The sequence below is a fragment of the Streptomyces aurantiaciflavus genome, from assembly GCF_049808595.1.
In the GTDB taxonomy this organism is placed as follows: Bacteria; Actinomycetota; Actinomycetes; order Streptomycetales; family Streptomycetaceae; genus Streptomyces.
In genome coordinates this window covers 264,956-273,766 of the sequence record NZ_JBNCAQ010000011.1, presented here as the reverse complement: position 1 = coordinate 273,766, position 8,811 = coordinate 264,956, and the positions used below count along the sequence as shown (strand labels likewise).

The 8,811-nt window shown below is 72.0% G+C and carries 8 protein-coding genes; 5 read left to right on the top strand and 3 right to left on the bottom strand.

Annotation, left to right across the window (positions count from 1 at the left end; genetic code table 11):
• Window positions 1-70: 70 nt before the first annotated feature.
• Both ACPT94_RS16010 and ACPT94_RS16005 read right to left on the bottom strand, forming a co-directional pair.
• On the bottom strand, window positions 71-1,447 hold the full coding sequence (locus ACPT94_RS16010) for a YncE family protein (protein WP_425246112.1): 1,377 nt from the start codon (window positions 1,445-1,447) through the stop codon (window positions 71-73).
• A gap of 147 nt (window positions 1,448-1,594) precedes the next feature.
• Window positions 1,595-3,226, bottom strand: coding sequence for a glycosyltransferase (locus ACPT94_RS16005; protein ID WP_425246118.1), 1,632 nt, complete (start codon window positions 3,224-3,226; stop codon window positions 1,595-1,597).
• A gap of 57 nt (window positions 3,227-3,283) precedes the next feature.
• On the opposite strand from ACPT94_RS16005, the gene ACPT94_RS16000 reads away from it, so the two are divergent.
• From ACPT94_RS16000 to ACPT94_RS15985, 4 genes are all read left to right on the top strand, one after another.
• Window positions 3,284-3,727 (top strand): GntR family transcriptional regulator, encoded by a 444-nt coding sequence (locus ACPT94_RS16000; protein ID WP_425246111.1) that lies wholly within the window; start codon window positions 3,284-3,286, stop codon window positions 3,725-3,727.
• Window positions 3,724-4,635: an ABC transporter ATP-binding protein gene (locus ACPT94_RS15995; RefSeq protein WP_425246110.1), complete on the top strand. Its 912-nt coding sequence runs from the start codon at window positions 3,724-3,726 to the stop codon at window positions 4,633-4,635. Before ACPT94_RS16000 ends, ACPT94_RS15995 begins: the two co-directional genes overlap by 4 nt.
• Window positions 4,632-5,588: a transporter gene (locus ACPT94_RS15990; protein WP_425246109.1), complete on the top strand. Its 957-nt coding sequence runs from the start codon at window positions 4,632-4,634 to the stop codon at window positions 5,586-5,588. Before ACPT94_RS15995 ends, ACPT94_RS15990 begins: the two co-directional genes overlap by 4 nt.
• 120 nt (window positions 5,589-5,708) lie before the next feature.
• Entirely contained in the window at window positions 5,709-6,509 is an 801-nt protein-coding gene (locus ACPT94_RS15985) for a class I SAM-dependent methyltransferase (RefSeq protein ID WP_425246108.1), read from the top strand.
• Window positions 6,510-6,678: 169 nt separating this feature from the next.
• Here the strand turns inward: ACPT94_RS15985 and ACPT94_RS15980 are convergent, their stop codons facing one another.
• Window positions 6,679-7,596, bottom strand: a complete 918-nt coding sequence (locus tag ACPT94_RS15980; protein WP_425246107.1) for an SCO2400 family protein — start codon at window positions 7,594-7,596, stop codon at window positions 6,679-6,681.
• A gap of 324 nt (window positions 7,597-7,920) precedes the next feature.
• Here ACPT94_RS15980 and ACPT94_RS15975 point away from each other — a divergent pair, with 324 nt between their 5' ends.
• On the top strand, window positions 7,921-8,718 hold the full coding sequence (locus ACPT94_RS15975; protein WP_360345931.1) for an SGNH/GDSL hydrolase family protein: 798 nt from the start codon (window positions 7,921-7,923) through the stop codon (window positions 8,716-8,718).
• The last annotated feature ends 93 nt before the right edge of the window (window positions 8,719-8,811 follow it).

Here is an 8,811-nt window from a genome sequence, read left to right as displayed (position 1 = left end):
GGGGGGGCCCCCCCGCCCCCCCCCCCCGCGCCCGCGTCGTCAGGTCCCTGGGACGACCTCGAACGGCGACTCAGTCAGAGGTGATGTGGACCGTGACCGTGCCGTACGCGTAGGCGTGCCGCGCGTCGCCGTAGTACTGGACGGTGTACTGGACGTCGCCCTTGGCCCTCGGACGGTCGGTGTAGCTGAACGTGCCGTCCGCGGCGACGTTCGCGGAGCCGATCATCGTTCCCTCGCCCGTCGAGGGGTCGTCGATCCGCCAGATGTCGACGGTGGTTCCCGCGCCGAATCCCACGGGCGCTTCGAGCTTGCCGGTGAGGGTGAGGTTCTGGTTCCGGGGTGACGAGGCGGGTGCCTGCACGGTGACGGTGGTGGCGAGCTGCGGGAAGTCCAGGACCTGCAGCGACAGGGACGAAGAGCTGCTGTCCTGGGTGACGGCGAAGATCCGGCTGCCGTCCGGGGACCAGGCCAGACCGCCGGACTGGAGTGTGTTGCTGGTGTAGGGGGACGCCGCCGGGAAGTCCCAGCTCTTGAAGGCCGTGGAGTCGCCCGGCGTGAACAGGTAGACGTCGGGCGAGGTGGCGCCGTTGATGCCCGCGGCGATCGTGCCGTCGGGGGCGACGGCCACCGCGTCGGGGTAGTGGCTGGTGGTGTAGGTGCCGTCGTCCGACAGGTCGGCGGTGCGGAACGCCTGGTGGTAGTAGGGCGAGGCGCAGGCGACGACGACCCGCTCGGCGTCCGGCGTCAGGGCGAGGTCCTGAAGGCTCGAGCACCCCTCCGCTCCCGGATCGACGCGCCGGGCCTGTGCGTTCGCCTGGCCGGTGCTCACGTCATACACCGCCAGGGTGGCGGCGTTGCCGTCGGACTCGGCGGCGACGAGGGTGTCCGGATGCTGCGGTGTGGCGGCCAGGCGGGGCGAGCCGCGGAACGTGTCGAGGCCCTGGCCCAGGGTCACGACGGGCTGCGCGCCGCTGAGGTCCAGGGAGCCGAGGGCGCCGTGCCAGGTGTCGGTGCTGTAGCCGAACCAGAGCTTTCCGCCGGCCGGCGCGAGGGAGGTCGGGCCGGCGTAGACGCCCGCGCCGGTGCCGGTGTCGTACCGGGCGGTCTCCTGCAGGGTGGCGGTGTCGATCGCGGCGATCGCGCCGGCGTCGCGGAGTGCGACGTACAGCGTCTTGGAGTCGCTGGAGAGCGTGAGTCCCCAGGCGCCGGCCTCACCGCTGATCTGCTTCACGACCTGGCCCGTGTAGTCCGTCACCACGACGCTGCCACCGAACGGGTCGCTGAGGAACACCTGCTGGTGAGCCGCGTCGACAGCGATGTCACGGTACGAGCTGATCGGCAGGGGGGTACTGGTGTCCGCGGCGGCCGTGGTCGCTCCGAAGCCGAGGAGCGAGAGGCCCAGGGCCGCGGAGAGTGCCGCTCTTTCTGCGAACTGTCTTATGCGCACGTGTTCGATCGCTTCCTTCGGTGAGGACGTCTGCAGGTGAGCTCCGCGCAAGGCGGCGGCGAGCAGGGCGGTTCGGCGCCTCGCTCGTCGCCGCCACTGTCTTGATCGACAGGCGCCACTTACCCAGCGCAGAGGTCCGGCGGGACGTCACACGGGGGCCAGGGTGATCGCTGTCGCCGTCCCCAGGGCGCCGTCCGTGGGGATCGTGCGCACGGTGGTGTCGCGGTCGGCGACGAGGCGGGCCAGGGCGGCGGCGTCCGGTTGCAGGCGGCCGTGTTCGAAGAGGACCAGGGTGACGCGGGTTCCCGGGGGCGGGGCCATGCCGCGGTACTGGGCGTAGGTGACGGCGTCGCAGCCCGAGTACCAGCCCATCTCCGGTTCGTAGCCGGTGACCAGCAGGCAGGGGCCGTCCGTCGCGAGCCGCTCGGCCACCGGGACGGTGGAGCGGCTGAGGTGGTGGGGGCCGGGCATGGCCTGGTGAGCCACCACCTGGGCCGTGCCCGCGGTGGTCAGGCCGGCCAGTCCGGCGACTGCGGCGAGCAGGCCCCTGTTCCTTCGCCCGGTCAGTTCCGTCAGGGCCTCGACTCCCAGGACGGTGAGCAGGATGACCGGGAGGTAGACGAACCGCGGTTCTCCGTCCGTCACCAGACCGAGGACGACGAAGACGAGGACGGACGTCGAGCCGAGGAACACACGGCGTCTCGCGCGCGCCCCTCCGTCTCCGCCGCGCAGGGCGCGTACCGCCAGGAGCAGCCCGCCGGTCATGACCACCGCTCCCAGGTCTCCGGCCAGGCGGTAGGGGAAGATCGCCAGGTAGTAGACGAGACCGTCGCCCACGTAGACGCGATTGGCCTGGGAACCCGCCCACAGGATCAGGCCGAGCGGCGATCCGGTGACCCACGTGGCGTGGACGAAGTGCGGCAGCAGGCCGAGCGCGAGGACGGCCAGCGCGGCGGCGAGGCGACGGCCCTGGGCGAGCCAGGCGCGCGGGCCGTAGGCGAACAGCGCGGCCAGGGCTGTCGCGAGGAGGTTGCCCGCGCTGCCGTAGCGCAGGTGAAAGGCGACCACCGCCACGGCGGCGGCCAGGGGCAGGGCGTGGGAGTGCCGGACTTCCTGGGCTCGCGTGAGGAGGAAGACGACGAGCAGCAGCAGGCCGGTGGTGCCGATGTCGTTGAGGAACTCCGGTACGCGGCGCAGGAATCCGAGGCCGGACAGCAGGAGAAGGACGACGACCACGGCACGGCGGGGCGTGGTCCAGTGGGCGGCGACGAGATAGGTCGTGGTGAGGGTGAGGAGGGTGAGCAGCAGGGCCACCGCGCGCAGGCTGCCCACGTCGTCGTGGACGGCGAGCGCCAGGCGCCCCAGCGCGGGGAGGCCGAGGGGGCGGTAGGAGCCCCAGCCCGCGTCGGGAGTGCCGTCGGCCCAGGAGCGGGCCTTGTTCGCGTACACGGCCTCCTCGTGTCCCAGGTACGGCTCGTGGTCCTGGAGCACGGCCCAGATTCCGGCCGTCATTGTCAGCGCGGCCACGAGGTACGCGGGGCCCGGTATGCGGCGCAGCACGCGGGTCGCCCGTCGCAGCGGCCGGGGAGGGTCGGCCTGCCGCCACCTCGGGCGCGCGAGCCACCAGGCCGGGGCCGCGCCCAGCAGGAAGGGCCAGGGCTGCCGGCCGGGCAGCGGGCCGCCCAGGCCGGCGATCAACAGGAGCTGCTGGCCCACCGCGGCGAGAGTCAGCGCGATCGCGACGACGAGGGCCGCTCGGGTAGTGCTCCTGATTGACATCCCTGCCACGCCTCCACCATGCTTGTACTAATTAATTAATACAAGCACACTGAGATCGTGGAAGGTGACGTGGTCGAGTACCGGATCGACCGTGGCAGCGGCGTACCGGCCTACGTGCAGATCGTCGAGCAGACCGAACGGGCGCTCCGGATGGGCACGTTGAAGGTCGGGGACAAGCTGCCCACGGCCAAGGAGGTGGTGGCGGCGACCGCCGTGAACCCCAACACCGTGCTCCGGGCCTATCGCGACATGGAGCAGGCCGGCCTGGTCGAACTCCGCCGGGGGCTGGGCACTTTCGTGACGCGGTCGCTCGCGCGGCCCGGCGCGCAGGACGACTCACCGCTGCGCGCGGAGCTCACCGACTGGACGGCACGCGCGAGGGCGGCGGGCTTGGAACGGGCCGACATCCTGGCCATGGTCACAGCCGCCCTGGACACCTACGACACCGAGCGACACAGCCACACCCCGGGCGACCGGGAGCAGAAAGAGGAGGACGCATGACCGGGCCTGACGCGCCGGCCGCACTGCGCGCCACGGGACTCGGATTCCGGCACCGGGCGCGCGGCGGCTGGGCCCTGCGGGACTGCGGGTTCACCGTGCCCAGCGGACGTGTCACCGCTCTCGTCGGACGCAACGGCGCCGGCAAGAGCACCCTGCTGCACCTGGCCGGCGGCCTGCTGCGCGCCGACGCCGGAGAGCTGCGGGTACTCGACGCCGTGCCGGGCACACCCGAGGCCCGCGCCCGGGTCGCCCTGCTCACCCAGGACAAGCCGCTCTACCCCCGCTTCACCGTGGCGGACACCCTGCGGATGGGCGAGAAGCTCAACTCCACGTGGGACCGGGCGGCCGCCGAGCGGACCGTCCGCGAGGGCGGCATCCCGCTCACCGCCCGCGTCGGCGAGCTGTCCCCCGGGCTGCGCACCCGCGTCGCGCTCGCCCTGGCGCTCGGCAAGCGGCCCGAACTGCTGCTGCTCGACGAGCCGATGGCCGACCTCGACCCCGTGGCACGGGGCGAGATCATGGCGGCGCTGATGACCGAGGCCGCCGAGCGCGGCACGAGCATCGTGCTGTCCTCGCACGTCCTGCCCGAACTGGAGCAGACCTGCGACTGGGTACTGGTGCTGCGGGAGGGCCGCGTCGAGCTGAGCGAGGACGCCGACGCGGTGCGCGAGAGCCACGCCGTGCTGACCGGGCACGCCGACCGGGCCGACACCCTGGCCGAACCGCACACCGTCGTACAGCGCCGAACCAGCGGCAGACAGCTGACCGCCCTGATACGGCGGCGCGGACCGCTGCGCGGCGACTGGCACGTCCAGCAGCCCCGGCTGGAGGACATCCTGATCGGCTACCTCCGGGCCGGTGACACGGTGCGCCCGGCCGACGCCGAGCGGACGGAGGCAGCGGCGTGAAGGGCTCCCTCTGGCTCGCCTGGCGTCAGCAGCGGCTGCTGGTCGGCGTCGGCGCCGTCGTACTGGCCACCGTCGCGGCGATCGCCGCGTACTCCCGCTCGGACATGCTGGACGCGCTGCGCAGCGGGCTGTTCGACCACTGCGGCACCGGGCCGCTGTACTGCACGCAGTCCGGCACCGGCCTGCCCCTGCTGCTGGACGTGGAGCCGCTGAAGTACCTCGGCGCGCTGAACATCGCCCTGCCCGTCGTCATCGGCGTCTTCTGGGGCGCCCCCCTGCTGGGCCGCGACCGGGAACTGGGCACGCACCGCATGGTCCTCGCCCAGGGCGTGAGCCGCGGCCAGTGGTTCGCCTCCCGGATGGCGCTCGCCGCGGTGACCACGGTGGCCGTCTCCGGCGTGCTCGCCGGGTTGTTCGCGTGGTGGTGGCGCCCGGCCGCGGACCGGAGCTACGGCCTGTTCTGGTACGAGAACACCGCCCTGAGCGGCTCGGGCCCACGCGTCGTGGCCGCGGCCCTGTTCGGCCTGGCGGCCGGCACGCTGCTGGGCCTGGTGGCCCGCCGGGTTCTGGCCGCCATGGGCCTTACCCTCCTGGTGACCGGGGCGACGACCCTCCTGCTGGAGTGGACGCACCGCACCCGCCTGCTGGTCCCGCCGCACACCTACACCAGCGCCGGCAGCACCCCCAAGCCGCCCATGGGCGAGAAGTGGTCGACCGGCCACTACGGCCTGGTCACCGCCTCCGGCCGCCGCGACGACGTGATGAACTGCCCCTTCCCCTCGGGCGCCCAGCTCAGGGAGTGCATGGACCGGCACGGTTACGTCGCCCGCTTCTACGAGGCCAACCCGGCCGGCGACTACTGGATGCTCCAGTGGGCCGACACCGCCGTCCTCGGCGGCCTCGCCCTCCTGCTCACGGCCCTCACCGTGGTGCTCCTGCGCCGCCGCGTCTGACCGCGCCGCCCCACCGCACCTGTCATCCCCTTCACCCGCTGACCCCGGGACCCCCTTCGTCAGGGTCCCTTGTCCTCGATCCCTTCTCCGGGGTCGCCCATGCACGGAGGTCGCTTCGCCATGCCCGCAGACGCCAAGTCACCGAAGAAACTGCGCAACAACCGCGCCGCCCTCACCCACAAGGCCGGCTACGCCCTGCGCCACCCCGGCCGTGTCGGCCCGTACCTGCGCCGGGCCGGCCGGGACGCCTGGCTGCGCCTGAAGCACCCCGACCACGTCGGCTACTACCGGGCCGTGATGGCCTCGGACACCCGCCGCAACCCGGAGGCCGCGGTCGGCAGCCAGACCCACGACCGCTGGCTGGCGCTCGGGCAGATGCAGTTCGACTACCTCGTCGAGCACGGGCTGCGCCCCGGACACCGCATGCTCGACATCGGCTGCGGCAACCTGCGCGGCGGCTGGCGGTTCATCGACCACCTCGACACCGGCGACTACTACGGCATCGACATCTCGCCCGACATCCTCATCGCCGCCAAGCGGACCCTCTCCGAGCGCCGGCTCCAGGACAAGCTGCCGCACCTGACCATCACCGGTGACCTCACCCTGGACTTCCTGCCCGGCGACCACTTCGACGTCGTCCACGCGCACAGCGTCTTCTCGCACTCGCCGTTGGACGTCATCGAGGAATGCCTCGCCCACGTCGGACGCGTGCTGACCGACACCGGGTTCTTCGACTTCACCTTCGACCGCACCGAGGGCACCGAACACCAGGTGCTGCGCGAGGACTTCTACTACCGCACCGAAACCCTTCTGGCCCTGGCCCGCAAACACGGTCTGCACGCCCGCTTCATGGAGGACTGGGAGGAACGCCCGCACGGTCAGTCGAAGATACGCGTCAGCCGAGGCGCCGCGTCTCGCTGATCAGCGGCGGAGGGCTGCGCCGAGCCGGTGGTGGAGCGCGTCCGGCCGACTACGACCGGGGCCGCGGGCCGGGATCCGACCTCACGGTCACCTTGCCCACCCGCACCTCATGCCGGTCCGGCGTGGACGCCCCTCCTGCCGCCGGCCGGGATGCCGCGGTCGGGCGTGGTCAGCCGAGGCACAGGACGAGTACGCAGAGCTCCGACGGTGCGGTGGAGGCGGGTGCCGGGTTCGCCTGAGACGTTCCCGGGGTCGTGGTTCCCGGGTCGGTGGCGTCGGTGGCGGTGGCGGCGGACCCCTGCGAAGTCGTCGTGTCCGCCGCGCCGCTGCCGCTGTTGCTGCTGCCGCCGCTGTAGCTGTCGGTGCCGTCGTACGCCGTTCCGCCGGAGGAGCCGGCGGTGGACTGCGACTGTGACTTCGACACGGTCACCGTACGAGGAGCGGCGGCGGCGTCCGCCTGGGCGTGCGACGGCGTGGTGGGGAGCGGGGCGCTCGCGTGCTGCCGGCGCGGTGTGTCGTCGGATATGGGTGTCTGGGGGGCAGACGCGGGCGAGGAGCGCTGCGCGTCGGGCTGTGCCGCCGTCGGGAGGTAGTCCTGCGCCGACTGTTCCTCGAGTGCGCCGTTGCCGGGGTCCTTCGGCGCCGTGGCCGCCTGGGTGTGGTCGCCGGACTGCCGGTCCATCGAGGCCAGGGTCAGACCGCCGCCGACGAGCGCGACGGCGGTCGCGACCACGGCCCGGCGCTGGCTCTTCTTCCAGCGGGCGCGCTGCCGACGCCGAGCGGCCCGCCCCTGCGGCGCGACCGGCACATCCTCCAGATCGCCGGACGGGTCGCTCGGCGGGGCCGCCTCCTCGACGCCGGACCGGAGCGCCGCCGCGTCCACCTCGTCACCGGGCCGGTCGTCGAGCCACGTGTCCCAGGCCGTGGGCTCCGGTGCGGCCGTCGTACGCAGCGACACGGTGGAGACCGGGGCCGGGACGATACGGCCGCCGGTGGTGGCCGGGGCGATGTCGGGGGCGTAGGCGCCGCACCCGGGACACACCAGGGCGCCGTTGAGATGCCGGTGACACGAGGAGCAGTAGTCCATCTGTGGTCTTCCTGAGTTGACGTGCCGTCGACCCGCCAGGCCACGGCCCGGTCACGTTCGTACGTGGGATCGAGCGGCTCGTAACACTAACGACGCCTTCGGAAAGCCATGTGCAGTCCGTGTGAGGCTCCTGCACGGATTCTCGGCGGCACCTCGCGGTGTCAGGAGAACGGCCGCTGCACCCCCCTTTTCCTGAAAGAAAGTCAATTCCCGCTCGGTAGGCTGGCAACTCCTGTGCACAACCCAGGAGTTGAAGGATCGGTGGACCGCTGTTCATTCCTCACCGCGGTCATCGATCCGGACTCCGCGACCCAGAGGGAACTCATGCGTAAATTGACGTCGGTCGTCGCCGGCGCCGTGCTGGCGTTCGCCGCGATGGCCGGGACGATCAGCACGCCCGCGCAGGCGGCGACGGAGCTGGAATACGTGGCTCTCGGTGATTCGTACGCGTCCGGGGTCGGCGCGGGGCACTACGACAGCTCCAGCGGTGACTGCAAGCGCAGCCTGCTCAACTACCCGTCCCAGTGGGCGGCCGCGCACCCGCAGTACAAGCTGAAGGACGTCTCCTGCAGCGGTGCGACCATCGCGGACGTGCGGAACAACCAGCTGTCCGCCCTGAGCGCCGGCACCAACTTCGTCACCCTCACGGTGGGCGGCAACGACGCCCAGTTCTCCTCCGTGGTCCAGGCGTGCCTCACCCAGAGCGACAGCTACTGCAGGACGGCCACGGACTGGATGTCGTCCTACGCGAAGAACCAACTGGTGACGGAGCTCGCGGGCCTCTACAAGGACATCAAGGCCCGCGCACCGAAGGCCCTGATCCTCGTCCTCGGCTATCCGCAGACGGTCTCCTCGTCCGGGGTCTGCCCCGTGATCGACCTCAGCCCGGCCAAGCGCACCGCCATGAACGGTCTGGCCGACGCGCTGGCCGAGGGCACCAGGGCCGCGTCGGTCAAGGAGCCGGTCTACTTCCTCGACATGCGTGAGCCGTTCAAGGGTCACGGGGCGTGCGGCGCCGACCCGTGGATCAACGACCTGACCGACCCGGCCTCGGTCTTCCACCCCAACCTGGCGGGTTACATGGCGGGCTACGCCGCGAAGCTCAACGCCACCTGGGGCTGATCCCCCGGCCGCCCGGGACGGACGGGACCGTCCCGGGCAGCCGCGCGGTCGCGGCCCACGGCGTACCGTGAGAGTCGGAATACTCGGACAAAT

What these genes read in the sequence shown, in the direction of transcription:
- ACPT94_RS16005 (WP_425246118.1), bottom strand. Translation starts at nt 3,226, where the DNA reads ATGTCAATCAGGAGCACTACCCGAGCGGCCCTCGTCGTCGCGATCGCG.
- ACPT94_RS15995 (WP_425246110.1), top strand. Translation starts at nt 3,724, where the DNA reads ATGACCGGGCCTGACGCGCCGGCCGCACTGCGCGCCACGGGACTCGGA.
- ACPT94_RS15985 (WP_425246108.1), top strand. Translation starts at nt 5,709, where the DNA reads ATGCCCGCAGACGCCAAGTCACCGAAGAAACTGCGCAACAACCGCGCC.
- ACPT94_RS15980 (WP_425246107.1), bottom strand. Translation starts at nt 7,596, where the DNA reads ATGGACTACTGCTCCTCGTGTCACCGGCATCTCAACGGCGCCCTGGTG.
- ACPT94_RS15975 (WP_360345931.1), top strand. Translation starts at nt 7,921, where the DNA reads ATGCGTAAATTGACGTCGGTCGTCGCCGGCGCCGTGCTGGCGTTCGCC.